The sequence below is a fragment of the Leifsonia poae genome, assembly GCF_050632195.1.
Lineage (GTDB): Bacteria > Actinomycetota > Actinomycetes > Actinomycetales > Microbacteriaceae > Leifsonia > Leifsonia poae_C.
In genome coordinates this window covers 2,481,852-2,498,013 of sequence record NZ_CP192580.1, presented here as the reverse complement: position 1 = coordinate 2,498,013, position 16,162 = coordinate 2,481,852, and the positions used below count along the sequence as shown (strand labels likewise).

At 66.2% G+C, this 16,162-nt stretch carries 15 protein-coding genes and 1 pseudogene; 13 read left to right on the top strand and 3 right to left on the bottom strand.

Annotated features, from left to right (window positions below):
- The first annotated feature begins 1 nt into the window (after position 1).
- The 7 genes from ruvB (at position 2) to ACQ86A_RS12620 (ending at position 7,023) form a co-directional block, all read left to right on the top strand.
- On the top strand, positions 2 to 1,048 hold the full coding sequence (gene ruvB / locus ACQ86A_RS12650) for a Holliday junction branch migration DNA helicase RuvB (RefSeq protein WP_431277385.1): 1,047 nt from the start codon (positions 2 to 4) through the stop codon (positions 1,046 to 1,048).
- Positions 1,049 to 1,125: 77 nt separating this feature from the next.
- Entirely contained in the window at positions 1,126 to 1,527 is a 402-nt protein-coding gene (locus ACQ86A_RS12645; RefSeq protein ID WP_431277384.1) for a preprotein translocase subunit YajC, read from the top strand.
- A 65-nt stretch (positions 1,528 to 1,592) separates the two neighbouring features.
- Positions 1,593 to 3,323: a protein translocase subunit SecD gene (secD, locus tag ACQ86A_RS12640; RefSeq protein ID WP_431277383.1), complete on the top strand. Its 1,731-nt coding sequence runs from the start codon at positions 1,593 to 1,595 to the stop codon at positions 3,321 to 3,323.
- A complete protein-coding gene (gene secF / locus ACQ86A_RS12635) occupies positions 3,323 to 4,339 on the top strand; it encodes a protein translocase subunit SecF (protein WP_431277382.1) in 1,017 nt (338 codons plus the stop codon). The genes secD and secF overlap by 1 nt, the downstream gene beginning before the upstream one ends.
- Positions 4,340 to 4,349: 10 nt before the next feature.
- On the top strand, positions 4,350 to 4,703 hold the full coding sequence (locus tag ACQ86A_RS12630) for a rhodanese-like domain-containing protein (protein ID WP_431277381.1): 354 nt from the start codon (positions 4,350 to 4,352) through the stop codon (positions 4,701 to 4,703).
- Positions 4,704 to 4,876: 173 nt separating this feature from the next.
- Entirely contained in the window at positions 4,877 to 6,370 is a 1,494-nt protein-coding gene (locus tag ACQ86A_RS12625; protein ID WP_431277380.1) for a RelA/SpoT family protein, read from the top strand.
- Positions 6,265 to 7,023, top strand: coding sequence for an ACT domain-containing protein (locus tag ACQ86A_RS12620; RefSeq protein ID WP_431280440.1), 759 nt, complete (start codon positions 6,265 to 6,267; stop codon positions 7,021 to 7,023). Before ACQ86A_RS12625 ends, ACQ86A_RS12620 begins: the two co-directional genes overlap by 106 nt.
- Here the strand turns inward: ACQ86A_RS12620 and ACQ86A_RS12615 are convergent.
- From ACQ86A_RS12615 to ACQ86A_RS12605, 3 genes are all read right to left on the bottom strand, one after another.
- Positions 7,010 to 7,651 (bottom strand): type IV toxin-antitoxin system AbiEi family antitoxin, encoded by a 642-nt coding sequence (locus ACQ86A_RS12615; protein WP_431277379.1) that lies wholly within the window; start codon positions 7,649 to 7,651, stop codon positions 7,010 to 7,012. The two genes, ACQ86A_RS12620 and ACQ86A_RS12615, sit on opposite strands and share 14 nt — an antisense overlap.
- Positions 7,652 to 7,788: 137 nt before the next feature.
- Positions 7,789 to 9,018: a DUF349 domain-containing protein gene (locus ACQ86A_RS12610; RefSeq protein WP_431277378.1), complete on the bottom strand. Its 1,230-nt coding sequence runs from the start codon at positions 9,016 to 9,018 to the stop codon at positions 7,789 to 7,791.
- Positions 9,019 to 9,122: 104 nt separating this feature from the next.
- Positions 9,123 to 9,896 (bottom strand): peptidylprolyl isomerase, encoded by a 774-nt coding sequence (locus tag ACQ86A_RS12605; RefSeq protein WP_431277377.1) that lies wholly within the window; start codon positions 9,894 to 9,896, stop codon positions 9,123 to 9,125.
- A gap of 162 nt (positions 9,897 to 10,058) precedes the next feature.
- Between ACQ86A_RS12605 and ACQ86A_RS12600 the strand changes: the two are divergent.
- The 6 genes and pseudogenes from ACQ86A_RS12600 (at position 10,059) to ruvX (ending at position 16,162) form a co-directional block, all read left to right on the top strand.
- Positions 10,059 to 11,398: pseudogene (locus tag ACQ86A_RS12600) on the top strand (replication-associated recombination protein A).
- A gap of 179 nt (positions 11,399 to 11,577) precedes the next feature.
- Positions 11,578 to 12,207, top strand: a complete 630-nt coding sequence (gene rpsD, locus ACQ86A_RS12595) for a 30S ribosomal protein S4 (RefSeq protein WP_431277376.1) — start codon at positions 11,578 to 11,580, stop codon at positions 12,205 to 12,207.
- A 107-nt stretch (positions 12,208 to 12,314) separates the two neighbouring features.
- Positions 12,315 to 12,692 carry a DUF948 domain-containing protein gene (locus tag ACQ86A_RS12590; protein WP_431280439.1) on the top strand — a complete coding sequence of 126 codons (378 nt, stop codon included), beginning with the start codon at positions 12,315 to 12,317 and terminating at the stop codon, positions 12,690 to 12,692.
- Positions 12,693 to 12,764: 72 nt separating this feature from the next.
- The gene (locus ACQ86A_RS12585) at positions 12,765 to 12,956 is read left to right on the top strand and encodes a hypothetical protein (RefSeq protein ID WP_431277375.1); all 192 of its coding nucleotides are present in this window, start codon (positions 12,765 to 12,767) and stop codon (positions 12,954 to 12,956) included.
- 75 nt (positions 12,957 to 13,031) lie between these two features.
- The gene (gene alaS, locus ACQ86A_RS12580; protein ID WP_431277374.1) at positions 13,032 to 15,686 is read left to right on the top strand and encodes an alanine--tRNA ligase; all 2,655 of its coding nucleotides are present in this window, start codon (positions 13,032 to 13,034) and stop codon (positions 15,684 to 15,686) included.
- Positions 15,687 to 15,694: 8 nt separating this feature from the next.
- Positions 15,695 to 16,162: a Holliday junction resolvase RuvX gene (gene ruvX, locus ACQ86A_RS12575; protein WP_431277373.1), complete on the top strand. Its 468-nt coding sequence runs from the start codon at positions 15,695 to 15,697 to the stop codon at positions 16,160 to 16,162.

Below are 16,162 nucleotides of genomic sequence, written 5' to 3'. Positions count from 1 at the left end.
CGTGACCGACGAGAACAACGACCTGACTGCGCCCGAACTGGAATCCGAATCCGAGCTGGCGTTCGAGGGCGCCCTCCGGCCGCGGTCCCTCGCAGAGTTCGTCGGGCAGGCGAAGGTTCGCGGGCAGCTGCAGCTGCTGCTCACCGCGGCGAAGATGCAGGACCGCACGGCCGACCACATCTTGCTCGCTGGCCCTCCCGGGCTCGGCAAGACCACGCTCGCGATGATCGTGGCCCACGAGAGCGGTCGCCCACTGCGCCTCTCGAGCGGTCCCGCCATCCAGCACGCGGGCGATCTGGCGGCTCTGCTGTCGTCGCTCACGCCGGGCGAGGTCCTCTTCATCGACGAGATCCACCGGATGGCTCGGTCGGCAGAAGAGATGCTCTACCTGGCCATGGAGGACTTCCGCATCGACATCATGGTCGGCAAGGGTGCAGGGGCGACGTCGATCCCGCTGGACCTCGCGCCGTTCACACTCGTCGGCGCGACGACTCGATCGGGCTTGCTGCCGAATCCCCTGCGAGACCGGTTCGGGTTCACGGCGCACCTCGAGTTCTACGACGAGCACGAGCTCACCCAGGTTCTGACGCGCGCGGCGACCATGCTCGACTTCGAGGTCGATCGCGAGGCCCTGGCGGAGATCGCCGGCCGGTGCCGGGGCACTCCGCGCATCGCCAACCGCCTTCTGCGACGGGTGCGCGATTACGCGCTCGTTCACGGCGAAGACGCCGATATCGACGCGGTTCGGGCGGCTCTCGACCTGTACGACGTGGATGCGCTCGGGCTCGACCGCCTCGACCGCGCCGTTCTGCACGCCATCCTCGAGCGCTTCGATGGGGGACCGGTGGGTCTCAACACCCTCGCGGTATCGGTGGGCGAGGAGTCGGAGACGATTGAGTCAGTCGTCGAGCCGTTCCTGGTGCGCATCGGGCTGCTCTCGCGAACACCGCGCGGGCGGGTCGCCACTCCGTCGGCGTGGCGCCATTTCGGAATCTCCCACCCACAGCAGGTAGTCTCACAGCAACCATCATTGATGGATGACTTATAATTTAGGCTGGCCTGTTGGTCAACCCCCTTACATCGATTGAAGCGGCTTCGCGCCGCGCCGGAAGGTAGCCCCACCTCATGGGTGACACAACTCTGACCATTGTCATGGTGGTCGTTCTCGCGGCCCTGATCTTCTTCATGTTCCGCAACAGCCGCAAGCGCCAGAAAGAGGCTTCGGAGACGCGTTCCAAGATGGTCCCGGGCGTCGACGTCATGACCAACTTCGGTCTCTACGGCAAGCTGCTGTCCATCAACGAAGACGACAACATCGCCGAGATCGAGACCTCGCCGGGCAACATCGTGCGCGTGCACCGTCAGGTCCTCGCTCGCGTCGTCGAGCCCAAGGTCGACGAGCCCGTCGAGAGCGAGCCGGCCGTCGCCGAGCTCAACGAGGATCACGCGATCACCGCGTCCGAGCCCGAGTTCGGTGAGCGTCTCGACGACGCCCACAAGCCCGGCGCCAAGAAGAGCGACGACTGACCCCACATTTCCTGTGTGCCCACGCTCTTCAGCGTGGGCACACTCGTAGAAAGCTGAGTACCTAGTTGGCAAAGTCGACCCCGGTCAAAAAAGCCTGGCGTTCGCTGAGTTGGCTCGGCGCCATCGTCGTCGTGCTCCTTGGGACACTGACGGCAGGCGTCATCTGGAGCAATGCGACGTGGCTGCCCAAGCTCGCGCTCGACCTCCAGGGCGGAACCCAGATCATCCTGGCGCCGCAGGTCGAGAACGGTCAGACCGTCGAGCAGCAGCAGCTCGACCAGGCCGTGTCGATCATCCGTCAGCGCATCGACGCCGCCGGCGTCTCGGAGTCGGAGATCTCCACCGAGGGCTCGAAGAACATCGTCGTCTCGATCCCGGGTACTCCTGACAAGCAGACACTCGATCGCATCAAGGCGAGTGCGAAGCTCGACTTCCGCCCCGTGCTCGTCGCGGGCGGTCCGACCAACGAGGTCGTCGGCGCCGACGGCAAGTCGACCCCTGCACCGACTCCCGACCCCGGACTCCAGTCGACACCGTCGACCAGTCCGACGAACGGAAGCGACCTCGCCTACGTCACACCGGCACTGCAGGCGCAGTTCGATGCGTTCTCCTGCAGTTCGGATGCGGCCGCCGTCACGAGCGTCGCACCCGCGGACGAGCCCCTCATCACCTGTGACGACTCCGGCCAGGTGAAGTACATCCTGGGCCCGGTCGAGGTCAAAGGCCAGGACATCTCGGACGCGAACAGCGGTCTGGTGCAGAGCTCCAGCGGTGTGAGCACCGGCCAGTGGGGCGTCAACATCATCTTCAACGCCGAGGGGACCAAGGCGTTCGCCGATGTCACCACTCGGTTGAACGGCCTCCAGGGCGCTCAGAACCAGTTCGCGATCGTGCTCGACGGCAAGGTCATCTCGGCTCCGACGACGAACGCGGTCATCACCGATGGCCGGCCGCAGATCACCGGTAGCTTCACGCAGGAGACGGCGAAGACGCTCGCCGACCAGCTGAAGTTCGGCGCGCTGCCCTTCTCGTTCGACGTGCAGAGTCAGGACACGATCTCGGCGACGCTCGGTTCGACGCAGCTGCTGGCGGGTCTGATCGCCGGCCTCATCGGCCTGATCCTCGTTGCGATCTACACCCTGTTCCAGTATCGCCTGCTCGGCTTCGTGACGATCGTCTCGCTCGTCGTCGCCGCCCTGCTCACGTACCTGACCATCTCGCTGCTCTCCTGGCACTACGGCTACCGGCTCTCGTTGGCAGGTGTGGCGGGTCTGATCGTCGCGATCGGATTCACGGCCGACTCGTTCATCGTCTACTTCGAGCGAATACGCGACGAGTTGCGCGACGGGAGAGGTCTCGAATCCGCGGTCGAAGCGGGCTGGAAGCGCGCGCAGCGCACCATCTACGCCTCGAAGGCGACCAACCTCCTGGCCGCGATCGTGCTCTACGTGCTGGCTGCGGCCAACGTGAAGGGCTTCGCGTTCACCCTCGGTCTGACGACCATCATCGACGTGATCGTGGTGCTGCTGTTCACGCACCCGACGCTGCAGCTGCTGGCGACGACCAAGTTCTTCAACAGCGGGAACGCCTGGACGGGTCTCGACCCGCAGGCCCTCGGCGCGGTCTACCGCGGTGCCGCCCAGTTCCGCAAGCCCACTGTCGGCGTGAGTGCCGGCAAGGCAGCAACCGCAGGCAAAGAGGCGGCTCGCCGCCAGACCATCGCCGAGCGCAAGGCCGAAGAACTGGCCTCCGCTTCGTCGTCCTCGGATAGCAAGTCCGGGGGGAAGGATTCCTGATGGTCAGTCGCATCACGAAATTCGGTAACGACCTCTACACCGGGGCCCGCTCGTTCGACTTCGTCGGCAAGCGCAAGATCTGGTACTCGATCGCCGCTGTCATGGTGGTGCTGTCGATCCTCGTCCCGGTGGTCAAGGGCGGCTTCAACTTCAGCATCGAGTTCCGCGGGGGCTCGCAGTTCCAGATCACCAAGGTCGACGACGCGTCGCAGGCGAAGGCTCAGGATGCGCTCGCATCCGTCGTCCCCGACGCCGTCGCCCACGTGACCACGGTCAACGGCAACTCGGTGCGGGTGCAGACCGACCAGCTGTCCGAAGACCAGACCAGGCAGGTCGCGGATGCGCTTGCCAAGGCGTACGGCGTGCCGACCACCGAAGTCGCCTCGACCTTCATCGGTCCGTCGTGGGGCGCGGATGTGACCCGGCAGTCCATCCAGGGCATCGTGGTCTTCCTGCTGCTGGCGTTCATCGCCATGGCGCTCTACTTCCGAACGTGGAAGATGTCAGCGTCGGCGATCATCTCGCTGTTCCATGACCTCATCATCACCGCGGGCATCTATGCCCTCGTGGGCTTCGAGGTCTCGCCGGCGACGATGATCGGCTTCCTGACGATTCTCGGGTACTCCTTGTACGACACGGTCGTGGTGTTCGACAAGATCCGTGAGAACACCAAGGAGGAGATGGAGCTTTCGCGTCGCACATTCGCGGAATCGGTGAACCTCGCCGTGAACCAGACGCTCGTCCGCTCGATCAACACCGCGGTCGTCGCGGTGCTGCCCGTGGCATCGATCCTCTTCCTCGGAGCGTTCGCGCTCGGTGCGGACACGCTGCGCGACATCTCGCTCGCCCTGCTGATCGGAATCATCGTCGGAACGTATTCGACGATTTTCCTCGGTGCGCCGATGTACTCGCAGTTCCGCGAGGGCGAGGCCGCCGTGAAGAAGCACGACCTGCGGGTTCTCGCCATCCGTCCGAAGACTGCCAAGTCCGAAACCGTCGCAGTAGCGGCGGAGTAGAGGAGCGATCGTGCCCGGTGCTTATCTCGACGAAGACGAGGTGAGTGCCGTGCGCGCGATCGAGCTCGTCGATGCCGGCTCGGCCTGGTTGCTCGACGTCCGCGAGACGCACGAGTGGGAGGCCGGGCATGCGCCCGACGCCCACCACATCCCGCTGTACGAGCTCGAGGGTCGCCAGCACGAGCTGCCGGAAGACCAACAGATCCTCGTGATCTGCCTCTCCGGAGGTCGTTCCCGGCTCGTCACCGACGCACTCAACCGCGCTGACTACCCGACGGCGAACGTAGCCGGCGGGATGTTCGCATGGCAGGCATCCGGAGCCGCTGTCGTGAAGAACGACGGGTCTCCCGGAACGGTCGCCTAGCGTCGCTCAGAGCGAACGCGGTCAAGGCAGGTCGGCGGAACGGCGATAATGGAGGGCAGGAGGCGCACTGATGGTTGATACTTCGACACCGCAGACCGCTTCTCTGCGCCGTCTCGTGCCGCGCATCTTCTCGCGCGCAGCCGGCCGGTGCCGTCGATACCCTGATCCGCACGGTGCGTCTGCACCACCCGAAGGTCGACCTCTCGCTCATCGAGCGGGCGTACACGGTCGCCGAGCGCGCCCACTCGGGTCAGAAGCGCCGTTCCGGCGAGCCATACATCACGCATCCTGTCGCCGTCGCGCAGATTCTCGCGGACCTCGGAATCGGGGTCAAGACGATCGCGGCGGCCCTGCTGCACGACACCGTCGAAGACACCGAGTACACGCTCGACGAGCTGCGCGACGCCTTCGGCGACGAGATCGCGATGCTCGTCGACGGCGTGACCAAGCTCGACAAGGTCAAGTACGGCGACAGCGCTCAGGCCGAGACCGTGCGCAAGATGATCGTGGCGATGTCGAAGGACATCCGCGTGCTCATCATCAAGCTCGCCGACCGCCTGCACAACGCCCGCACCTGGGGGTTCGTGCCGGCCGCATCCGCGACTCGCAAGGCCACCGAGACGCTCGAGATCTATGCGCCGCTTGCTCACCGGCTCGGAATCCAGGCGATCAAGTGGGAGCTCGAAGACCTCTCGTTCGCCGTGCTCTACCCCAAGCTGTACGCCGAGATCGAGAGCCTGGTCAAGCAGCGCACGCCCGAGCGCGAGCGTCTGGTTCAGCAGGTGATCGACGCAATCAACGACGACCTGAAGGGTGCGCGCATCCGGGGCAAGGTCGTCGGCCGGCCCAAGCAGTACTACTCGATCTACCAGAAGATGGTCGTTCGAGGGCGTGAGTTCGACGAGATCTACGACCTCGTCGGAATCCGCGTGCTCGTCAACTCGGTTCGCGACTGCTACGCCGTGCTCGGCTCGATCCACGCTCGCTGGACGCCGATGCCCGGGCGTTTCAAGGACTACATCGCCACCCCGAAGTTCAACCTGTACCAGTCGCTGCACACGACCGTGATCGGCCCGGAGGGGCGCCCGGTCGAGATCCAGATTCGCACCGAGGAGATGCACCAGCGTGCCGAGTTCGGTGTCGCGGCGCACTGGAAGTACAAAGAGCAGACCACGGGCAAGAGTTCGGGCGGCCCGGCCAACACCGACACTGACCTCGCCTGGCTCGCCCACATCTCCGACTGGCAGGCCGAGACCGCCGACCCGAGCGAATTCCTCGACTCGCTGCGGTTCGAAATCGGTGCCAAAGAGGTCTACGTCTTCACGCCGAAGGGGCGCGTCATCGGATTGCCCGCGGGCGCGACTCCCGTCGACTTCGCCTACGCGGTGCACACCGAGGTGGGCCACCGCACCATGGGTGCGAAGGTCAACGGCCGTCTCGTGCCGCTTGAGAGTGCTCTGACGACCGGTGATGTCGTCGAGGTCTTCACCTCGAAGAACCCGGACTCCGGTCCCAGCCAAGACTGGCTCAACTTCGTCAAGAGCCCCGCGCGCGCAACAAGATCCGGCAGTGGTTCACCAAGGAGCGGCGCGACGAGGCCATCGAGCAGGGCAAGGATGCGATCGCCCGCGCGATGCGCAAGCAGAACCTCCCGCTGCAGAAGCTGATGTCGCAGGACTCGCTGATCGAGATCGCGTCGCTGCTGAAGTACGAGGACGTCTCTGCGCTCTACGCCGCGGTCGGTGAGGGACACGTCTCCACCCAGTCGGTGATCGAGAAGGTCGTCGCCTCCGTGCAGACCGAGCCGGAAGGCGACGTCGGCGAGCTCGAACTGCCGGTGAAGGGGCGCTCGCGCCAACTCCGCAACAGCGACTCCGGCGTGCTGGTGCGCGGGGCTCCGGACATTCTCGTGAAGCTCGCGAAGTGCTGCACGCCCGTTCCGGGCGACCCGATCGTCGGGTTCGTGACCCGCGGTGCCGGCGTCTCGGTTCACCAGGCGAACTGCCACAACGTGCAGTCTCTGCTGCAGGAGCCCGATCGGATGATCGAGGTCGAGTGGGCACCCAGTTCGAAGAGCGTCTTCCTCGTTCAGATCCAGGTCGAGGCGCTCGACCGCTCGGGCCTGCTCTCCGACGTCACCCGCGTGCTTTCGGAGCATCACGTGAACATCCTCTCCGCCACGGTCACGACGTCGAGCGATCGTCTGGCGCTCAGTCGTTTCGTCTTCGAGATGGGCGACACCACTCACCTCGACCGGGTGTTGAACGCCGTTCGTCGCATCGACGCCGTCTACGACGTCTACCGCGTCAGCGCCGGTTGACCGGCTCCGGCGCAGCCGGCTCCGTCTGGCCCCGCTCTCGCTGAGCCCGCTCCGGCTGAGCCTGCTCCGGCGCGGGTTCGAATGTCGCGAGACCCGCGAGCCTATCGAGAGCTCTGCGTGTGCCGGGCACCCGGTGCTGGCGCAGGATGCGCTCCTGGCAACTCCCGATATCGTCGTCACCTAGGCGCAGCAGTACGTGCAGCTCGACGGCTAGCCCGTGTGTCAGGCGGTCGACCGTTCGCAGCAGGTCGACGACGGTGCGCAGCGGCGAGGTGACCCTCGCATCCCCGAGCTTCACAACGTCGCCGCGGGACAGGATGCACTGGCGCACGTCGAGCCCTTGCAGCGTTCTTGCCGAAATGCGGTGAGCGCTGTCGACGCACACCTGCAGTGTCACCGGCGGACCGGCGCGCGCTCCGTGGATCCAGGATGCGGTCAACCTGTCGGCGACAGCGGCGCGCGGAGCCGAGAGGCGAAAAGCGGCGGCCCGCAGCTCCGCTGTGTCGGGAGTGTCAACCGTCGCGAAGGCGTCGCCGACGCGGTAGAGCTGACCGTCCAAGCGCGCGGCTTGGAGTTCGGCGAGCGGGAGGACGGCGGAATCGAGGAGACGGGGGATCAGAGCGGTCATGCATCAAGCATCCCGGTCCATCGGAACGCGAACTCAGAAGCTCTGAAAGGTGTGCAGAACTCTCCTTGTGGAGAGTCTCATGAGTACGAGGTCAGGGCGCCGCCCCGAGCATCAGCCCAGAGCATCAGCCCAAAGCGTCAGCCCAGGGCGTCGAGCCAGATCTTGCGAGCGTCCAGGGCTTCCTGGGCCTCCTTGACCTTGGCGGCGTCTCCGCTCGCCTTGGCCTCGTCGAGCTCCTCCTGGAGTTTGGCGATCGCCGCGGTGAGCTGGCTCGCGAGCCCTTCGGACCGCGCCTTCTTCTCGGGGTTGTTGCGTTCCCAGTGCTGTTCGTCGAGCTTGCGCACGGCTGCCTCGACCTTGCGCAGACGATCTTCGACGACGCGCACCTGGTCGCGCGGCACCTTTCCGATCTCGTCCCAGCGCTGCTGGATCGAGAGAAGTGTTGCGCGTGCCGACTCGCGGTTGGTCGCGGTCAGGAGCGGCTCTGCCTCTTCGAGCAGAGCGAGCTTCAGCTCGAGGTTGCCTGCGAACTCTTCGTTGTCCCGAGCGTCGACCTCGGCCTTGGCGCCGTAGATCGCGTCGCCGGCGGCCTTGAACCGCGCCCACAGGGCGTCGTCGTTGCGCTTGCCCGCGCGACCGGCCTGCTTCCACTGGTCGAGGAGTTGGCGGTACTCGGGCACGCCGTCGGCGCCACGGGGGATCAGCGCCTCGGCCTGCTCGATCAGCGCGGTCTTGCGCGAGCGCACGTCACGGTGCTGGTTGTCGAGGTCGGCGAAGAACGCCTTGCGGTTGTGCTCGATGGTCGATCGCGCGGCGCGGAACCGCTTCCACAGCTCGTTGGCCTCGTTCTTCGGGATGCGCGGCCCCTCGTGCTGGTGCGTCTGCCAGCGAGTGAAGAGCGCGTCCAGCGCGGAGGTGGTCTGCTTCCACTGCGTGCGCGCGGGATCCTCGGCTGCAAGCGCCTCGGCCTCGACGACGATCGCGGTGCGTTCAGCGATGGCCTCCTCGACCTGGGCCTTCGCCTCGGCCGACTGCTGCTCGGTCAGTTCTTCGACTGCGCCGCCGAGCTTGTCGAGCCGTGCCGCGAGGGCGGCGAGGTCTCCGACCGCGTTGGCGCCGGAGACGTTCTCCCGCAGGGAGCTGACCGCCTTGGCGATGTCTGATGCGGGGGCGCCGCGGCGGGCACGCTGCTCCAGCAGCCCCACCTGGCCGGCGAGGTCGGTGTACTTGCGCTCGAAGTACGCGAGCGCCTCTTCTGCCGAGCCGTCGGGGTATTGGCCGACGGCACGCTCGCCTTCGCCCTCGCGGACGAAGACGGTGCCGGTCTCATCGACACGACCCCACGGTTGCTGATCAGTAGTAGCCAAGAGCCTCACCTTGCTGACGACGTTCCCGAGCGGATGGACCGCCCACAGTTGCGTTTTAGCCTATTGCACCAGCGACCGGCGTGCAGCCGCCGGAACACACAGCATTACTGGAGTGTGAAGCTATCGATCTTCGTGGCGACCTTCGGTGCTCCGTCGTTCGCGCTGCTTCCTGGGGTGATGCCCTTGTCGGTCACGCCCGAGATGAGCTGATCGAGGCCGCTCGTCACCTTGCCGATGACCGTGTAACCGCCAACGCTGTCCGAGGGGATCGTCGTGTCCTTGTAGACGATGAAGAACTGGCTGCCCTGGCTGGAGGCGTTGTCGCTCTGACGGGCCATCGCAATCGTGCCTGCAGGGTACACGTCGTCGGCGGGAGCGTTCTCGATCGGGCCGTACGAGTATCCGGGGCCGCCTTGACCGGTGCCTTCGGGATCGCCGCACTGCAGCACGTAGAAGCCGCCATCGGTGAGGCGGTGGCAGGTGAGGCCGTCGTAGAAGCCCTTCTGGGTGAGCGCGACCGTCGACGAGACCGCCTGCGGGGCCGCCGCTCCGTCGAGATCGACACCGAGCGGGATGCCGTTGATCGTCATCGTGCCGGTCCAGTTGCGATTGCCGGCCAATGTCTTCGGAGGCAGTGTGTACGCGGCCGCAGAAGCCGACGGCGAAGAGGATGCGCTGGGCGTGCCCGGCTTGGCGAAGAACAGCAGCTGACTGGTCACGGCCAGGGCGACGACGACCACGACGGCGATACCGGCGATCCAGTTGTCGCGCACCCGGCGCTTGGCCTTCGTCTCGTGCACCGTCTGGCGCGCCTGGTATGCGCGCAGCCGCTCGCGGGCCTGCCGGGCTTCGCGGTCGTTCTGCTGTTTTGGTGCCACGTGAATCCTCCGAGGGCGCGCCGTCGTGCTGAAGAGTTACCCGACCCGGCGCGCCACCGGCGCGGGATCAGGATGAACCCTATTGGACAGCCCTATGAGTCACAAAGTCCTCGTTCACAGGAAGGGCGGGCGGTGTCGGTGGGAGCAACTACCCTGGAACATATGGTCGACGTGCAACCCGGGCTCCGCGCTGGAGCGACGCCGCTCGCCGTCCGCATGCGGCCGAAGTCGCTCGACGAGGTCGCCGGCCAGAAGCATTTGCTGCGGCCGGGTTCGCCATTGGTGAGCCTGGCCTCCGATCAGAGCGGAGAGACCGGCTCGGTCTCGGTCATCCTCTGGGGCCCACCCGGCACGGGCAAGACCACGCTCGCGCAGGCCATCGCCCACTCATCTGGTCGTCGGTTCGTCGAGCTGTCGGCCGTGACGGCCGGTGTCAAGGATGTGCGCCAGGTGATGGACGAGGCGCTCTCGACGCGCGACCTCTACGGCATCTCGACCGTGCTGTTCCTCGACGAGATCCACCGCTTCACCAAGGCCCAGCAAGACGCACTGCTCCCCGGCGTCGAGAACGGCTGGGTGATCCTCGTCGCGGCGACCACCGAGAATCCGTCGTTCTCGGTCATCTCGCCGTTGCTCTCGCGCTCCCTGCTGCTCACCCTGGAGACACTGAGCGACGAAGACCTGGGCAGTGTCGTCGATCGCGCCGTGACCGACGAGCGCGGCCTGGCCGACCAGTACGCGCTCGAGCCCGAGGCGCGGGCGACGATCATCCGTCTGGCGTCGGGGGATGCGCGCCGCGCTCTGACGGCGCTCGAAGCCGCATCCGTCAGCGCAGCGTCGTCGACCCCGGCCACGTCTAAGAAGAAGCCGGTCATCACGGCCGAGCTGGTCGCACAGGCGGTGGACAGGGCGCTGCTGCGCTACGACCGCAACGGCGACGAGCACTACGACGTGATCAGCGCGTTCATCAAGTCGGTGCGCGGCTCCGACGTCGATGCGTCGCTGCACTACCTCGCCCGGATGATCGAGGCAGGGGAGGATCCGCGGTTCATCGCACGCCGCATCATCATCCTGGCGTCCGAAGACATCGGGATGGCCGATCCACAATCGCTCGTCATCGCGGTCGCGGCCGCAGACGCGGTGCAGCTCATCGGGATGCCCGAGGGGCGCATCCTCTCGCCCAGGCTGTCGTGCACCTCGCCACCGCGCCCAAGTCGAACGCCGCATACATGGCTCTGGATGCGGCGATCGCCGATGTTCGCGCCGGTCGCATCGGACGCGTGCCCAAGCACCTGCGCGATGCCCATTACGCAGGAGCCAAGCGGCTCGGCCATGGCAAGGGGTACAAGTACCCGCACGACGACGCGCTCGGTGTGCTCGAGCAGCAGTATCTGCCCGACGAACTGACCGACACGACCTACTACGAGCCGACCGAGCACGGCAACGAACGCGACGTGTCGGCACGCCTCGCGAAGCTGCGCCGGATCGTGCGCGGGCGATAGCCGGGAACCTGCTAGAATCGACGGGCCTAGAAATCTGTTTCGCGTGCGGCTGCGTCGAAACGGGTTCTCGAAGGGACACGCCCTGTAGCCGGGCGTCCTCGGCACCATCCCTCTAATTTCTGCAGGACGATCCTGTGTGCCTGCGTAATCCTTATTAGAGAGACAACCGAAAGGAACTCGTGTCTACCAAGTCACGTACCCGTAGCAAGACCCGCTTGTCGCGGTCGCTGGGCATCGCCCTGACCCCGAAGGCAGCCAAGTACCTCGAGAAGCGTCCGTACGCTCCCGGTGAGCACGGCCGCACCAAGCGCAAGGCTGACTCGGACTACGCCGTTCGTCTGCGCGAGAAGCAGCGTCTGCGCGCCCAGTACGGCATCCGCGAGAAGCAGCTGAAGATCGCGTTCGAAGAGGCTCGTCGCACCAAGGGCCTGACCGGTGAGAACCTGGTCGAGCTCCTCGAGATGCGTCTCGACGCTCTCGTTCTGCGCGCCGGCTTCGCCCGCACCACGGCGCAGGCCCGTCAGATGGTCGTGCACCGTCACATCCTCGTCGACGGCGCCATCGTCGACCGTCCCTCTTTCCGCGTCAAGCCGGGTCAGCTGATCCACGTCAAGGCGCGCTCCGAGGGCACCGAGCCGTTCCAGGTCGCGGCCGCAGGCGGACACGTCGACGTTCTGCCGAAGACCCCGGCCTACCTCGACGTCGAACTCGACAAGCTGCACGCTCGTCTGGTTCGCCGCCCGAAGCGTGCCGAGGTTCCCGTGACGTGTGAAGTCCAGCTCGTCGTCGAGTACTACGCGGCCCGCTAAGGATCGCACCCTCTCGGAAGGGGCCGTGGCAATCAGCCACGGCCCCTTCCGTGCATTTCAGGGCTACGCTTGTCGGGTATGCCGTTGGCGGAATGAAAGGTGCTCTCGTGTCGGGTGGCGACATCGCAGGACTGATCGCAGCGGGCGTGTTCGCCGTTCTGGTCGGATTCATCGCTATCCCGCTCGTGAAGTTCGGGCGGGTTCTCGACCAGACGCGCGCGGCCATCAAAGACGCGAGCGACGGGATCACGCCGATCCTCGACGAGACGGCGACAACCATCCAGGAGACGAACAAGCAGTTGGCCCGCGTCGACGTGATCACCAAGAACGTCGCGGATGTGACGGGAAACGTCTCAGCCCTCGTCGCGCTCTTCGCCGCCACGGTCGGCGGTCCGCTGATCAAGCTGGCCGGCTTCAGCGCCGCGGTGCGAGCGGCGTTCCGCGCGGGTGGCGGCTCTCGGCGTTCCCGCGGGACCACCCACTAAACTGACCGGGGCGCGCGGAGCATCGGCGCGCCCGACCACTTCACAAAGCACATCCACAAGGGAGTTTTGGGCATGAAGAGTTTTCTGTGGCTCATCGTCGGCGTCGGGCTCGGTTTCGTCGTGGCGCACAAACTGAACGAGACCCCGCAGGGCAAGCAGTTCTTCAGCAGCATCGACAAGAAGGCCCGCGACTTCGGCTCCGCTGTCTCCGACGGATACCACCAGCGTGAGGCCGAGCTCCGCTCGGCCATCGACGGCGACTGAGTTCGCCGTCCCGGTTGCCGCTTTCGCGCACAGCCTCCCCACTCTCGACTTCTCGACCTCGAACATCCGGAACCCATGCAGACTGCTGAAATCCACCGCCGCTGGCTCGACTTCTTCGCGCAGCGCGGTCACACCGTCGTCCCGTCCGCCTCTCTGATCAGCGACGACCCGTCGCTGCTGTTCACGGTGGCCGGGATGGTTCCGTTCGTGCCGTACCTGACAGGTCTCGTACCCGCGCCGTTCCCGCGCGCGACGAGTGTGCAGAAGTGCATCCGCACGCTCGACATCGACGAGGTCGGAAAGACACCGCGTCACGGCACCTTCTTCCAGATGTGCGGCAACTTCTCGTTCGGCGACTACTTCAAAGAGCAGGCGATCACGTACGCGTGGGAGCTGCTGACAACCTCGGAGGACAAGGGCGGCCTCGGCTTCGACCCGAAGGACCTGTGGGTCACGGTCTACGAAGACGACGACGAGGCGCGCGAGATCTGGCGTCGCGTCGCGGGGCTTCCGGATGAGCGCATCCAGGGCCTCGGAATGGACACCAACTACTGGTCCACCGGACAGCCCGGCCCGGCCGGTCCCTGCTCCGAGATCTTCTTCGACCGCGGCCCGGCCTACGGAGCGGACGGCGGCCCGGCCACCGACGACGACCGCTACGTGGAGATCTGGAACCTGGTCTTCATGCAGTACCTCCGCGGCGAGGGCACGGGCAAGGGCGACTTCGACATCCTCGGCGACCTGCCCAAGAAGAACATCGACACCGGCATGGGCCTCGAGCGGGTCGCCTTCCTCAAGCAGGGCGTCGAGAACATGTACGAGATCGACCAGGTGCGCCCGGTGCTCGACCGCGCCGCTCAGCTGGCGAAGAAGACGTACGGCGAGGTGCACGACGATGACGTGCGGCTGCGCGTGATCGCAGACCACGTGCGCAGCTCGCTGATGCTGATGTCCGACGGCGTGACGCCGTCCAACGAGGGTCGTGGCTACATCCTGCGCCGGCTGCTGCGTCGTACCGTCCGCGCGATGCGCCTGCTCGGCGTGGACCACCCGACCTTCCCCGAGCTCTTCACCGTCTCGCGCGACGCGATGAAGGCGGCTTATCCCGAGGTGGAGCACGACTTCGCGCGCATCTCGCAGCTGGCGTATGCAGAAGAGGAGACCTTCCTCCGCACGCTGGTCGCGGGCACGGGGATCCTCGACGTCGCCGTGTCGAACACGCAGCGGGCCGGCAAGAAGGAGCTCGCGGGCGACACCGCGTTCCTGCTGCACGACACATACGGCTTCCCGATCGACCTCACGCTCGAGATGGCAGAAGAGGCCGGGCTCAGCGTCGACCGCAAGGCGTTCGACACGCTCATGGCCGATCAGCGCTCGCGGGCGAAGGCGGATGCGAAGGCGAAGAAGACGGCGCTGGCCGACCTCTCGGTCTACAGCACGTTCCGCTCCCTGGGCGAGACGGTGTTCACCGGATACACCGAGCTCGAGACCGAGTCGAGCATCCTGGGCATCATCGTCGACGGCGCATCCGTGTCGAAGGCGACCGAGGGCCAGGTGGCTGAGGTCATCCTCGGCGCGACGGCGCTCTACGCCGAGTCGGGTGGTCAGGATGCTGACTCGGGCTCGATCGTCGGCCCGGGCTACGAACTCGACGTTCTCGACGTGCAGAAGCCCGTCAAGGGACTCATCAGCCACAAGGTGCTCGTGCGCAGCGGCGAGATCGGTGTCGGGGCTCCCGCGAGCAGCGTCGTCGACCGCGAATACCGTCGGGGCGCGCGTCAGGCGCACTCCGGAACCCACATCATCCACGCGGCGCTGCGTCAGGTGCTCGGCTCGAACGCCCACCAGTCGGGCTCGTACAACAAGGCCGGCTATCTGCGACTCGACTTCTCGTGGAACCAGGCGCTCTCTGCGGAGACCCGCACCGAGATCGAGGAGATCTCGAACAACGCGATCCGCGAGAACCTCGAAGTGACGACCCGTGAGCTGCCGCTCGCCGAGGCAAAAGCGCTCGGCGCGATGGCCCTGTTCGGCGAGAAGTACGGCGACACCGTTCGGGTGGTCGACATCGGCGGGCCGTGGTCGCGCGAGCTCTGCGCGGGAACGCACGTCGTCTCCAGCGCCGAGATCGGCATGATCAACCTCGTCAGCGAGTCGTCGGTCGGGTCGACCAATCGCCGCGTCGAGTCCCTCGTCGGACTCGAAGCCTTCCGCGACCTCGCAGTCGAACGCACGATCGTCTCGCAGCTGTCGGGCAGTCTCAAGACTCCGCGCGAACAGCTTCCCGAGAAGATCGCCGACCTGATAGCGAACCTGAAGGCGGCGGAGAAGCGGATCGCGGCGTTCGAGGCGCGCGCCGTGCTCGATAAGGTGCCGACCCTGCTGCAGAGCGCATCCCGCCAGGGAGCGGTCATCGTGGTCGGCGAAGACGCGGGAACACTCAACTCCGCCGACGACCTGCGTCTGCTGGCCACCACGGTTCGAGAGCGCCTGGGATCCGACTCCGCCGTCGTGGCACTCGCCGCGCGTGTGGGCGAGAAGCCGGTCGTCATCGTTGCCACGAACCAGGCGGCTCGGGATGCGGGCGTCAACGCGGGTGCGCTCGCCAAGACCGCGTCGAGCATCCTGGGTGGCGGTGGCGGTGGCAAGGCGGATCTCGCTCAGGGCGGCGGAACCAACGCCGATGCGATCCCGGCGGCGCTCAGCGCGGTCACGTCGGCCATCGGATAGGGACGCCTGTGAGATCCGGAGTGCGGCTGGGTATCGACGTGGGCAAGGTGCGGATCGGCGTCAGCCGCTCCGACCTCCACGGGATGCTCGCCACCCCGGTCGAGACCGTCGCACGCTCCGAAGATGCTGCGGATCGCCGCAGGATCGCCGGAATTGTGACCGAACTCGGAGTTTTCGAGATTATCGTCGGGTTACCTTTGGCGCTCTCGGGGGCGCACACGGCATCCACCGCTGACGCGATCGGCTTTGCCGAAGCCCTCGGCCACGAGGTGGAGGTCCCCGTGCGACTGGTGGATGAGCGCCTGTCGACGGTCTCCGCCCACGCGGCACTGCGAGCGTCGGGCAAGAACTCGAAAAGTGCGCGTCCGGTGGTGGATCAGGTAGCCGCCACGATAATTTTGCAGCACGCCCTCGACGCGGAGCGCGCTACAGGTCATCCGCCGGGCAAGCCCATTGAACCGAACATTGGACCCTAG